The 1,245-nt window shown below is 50.1% G+C and carries 2 protein-coding genes; one reads left to right on the forward strand and one right to left on the reverse strand.

The window, feature by feature from the left end:
* Positions 1-137: 137 nt before the first annotated feature.
* Entirely contained in the window at positions 138-299 is a 162-nt protein-coding gene (locus tag B5F71_RS19440; protein ID WP_241148668.1) for a winged helix-turn-helix transcriptional regulator, read from the reverse strand.
* Between the two features lie 93 nt (positions 300-392).
* On the opposite strand from B5F71_RS19440, the gene B5F71_RS19445 reads away from it, so the two are divergent.
* Positions 393-1,202: a tyrosine-type recombinase/integrase gene (locus B5F71_RS19445; protein WP_241148669.1), complete on the forward strand. Its 810-nt coding sequence runs from the start codon at positions 393-395 to the stop codon at positions 1,200-1,202.
* Positions 1,203-1,245: the final 43 nt, after the last annotated feature.

Genomic DNA, 1,245 nt, shown 5'->3' on the forward strand with positions numbered 1-1,245 from the left:
TTCCGCTTCTGTTCTTCGTCAGATAGCCCGCTATCTTCCTCATCACAGAAGCGAAAATGCCTCAAAAACTCATCCCAAATCATCGCACGATAAATTCAAAACAGCTTCTTAGAAGATACACGAATAAGTGTACAAGATTAAAATTTGTCACCTTCTTCTTTCAATATCCGTATCATCTTCGGGCGGAAGCCATTTTCCCATTGTTCCAGCATCCGGACAATGGGTATAAGGCTTCGCCCGTCTTCCGTAATGGAATATTCCACATGGGGTAGAAGTCTGGGATAGATAGTCTTCGCCAATCATGCCGTACTTTCCAGTTCTTTCAACTGTTGGTTGATGACGCGAGCCTAGATATTCCACTCGGATATAATGCAACAACTTCATGTCCTAACTTGCTTTGCGCATGCATCAAATCTTCTGCCTATTTTGTCAATCCTCCACTACGGCATGGAGGAAAACCCCATGGAGGAAAACTGCTGAAAGGACGGGGCGTGAAGCGCAACTCCTCGTCGTGCTACCTGCGCACCTTGCGCACCCTCTACCGCAAGGCCGTCGAGGCAGGATTAACAACCGACAAAAACATTTTCCGCCACGTGTTCACAGGGTTCGCCAAGACCGCCAAACGAGCCATACCGTTAAGTTCACTGCGTGCCATCAGGCTGCTCCGTCTGCCCGAGGACTCCGTCATCGCTTTCGCACGTGACCTGTTCATGCTGAGCGTTTATCTGCAGGGCATCTCGTTTGTGGACCTTGCCTATTTGAAGAAAGACGACATCCGAAACGGGCAGCTGCACTACAGCCGCAAGAAGACCGGACAGGAGCTGACCGTCGGTTGGGAATCCGTTATGCAGGACATTGTGGACAACTACATCCACCTGGCGAAAGGCAGTCCGTATCTCTTACCCATTATCACTAAAACGGACGGCACGGAACGGCGGCAGTACGAGCGAATGGAGCATAAGGTGAACTACTACCTGAAGAAAATCGGCGCGATGGCCGGATTGCGTACATCCCTGACGACATATACGGGGAGGCATACCTGGGCCAGCGCGATGCGTGACATGGGCACCAGCCTGTCCGTCATCAGCAAGGGGCTGGGCCACGAAAACCTGAAGACCACACAAATCTATCTTTCCTCCATCGACACGGAGGACGTGGTGAAAGCCAACCGGAAAATGATAGACAAAATCATGCGTGAATGAAAACCGGGAATGTTCGACAAATTTCGGAACTGTATAATATGAA

It is taken from the genome of Bacteroides sp. An269 (assembly GCF_002159755.1).
GTDB lineage: Bacteria > Bacteroidota > Bacteroidia > Bacteroidales > Bacteroidaceae > Phocaeicola > Phocaeicola intestinalis.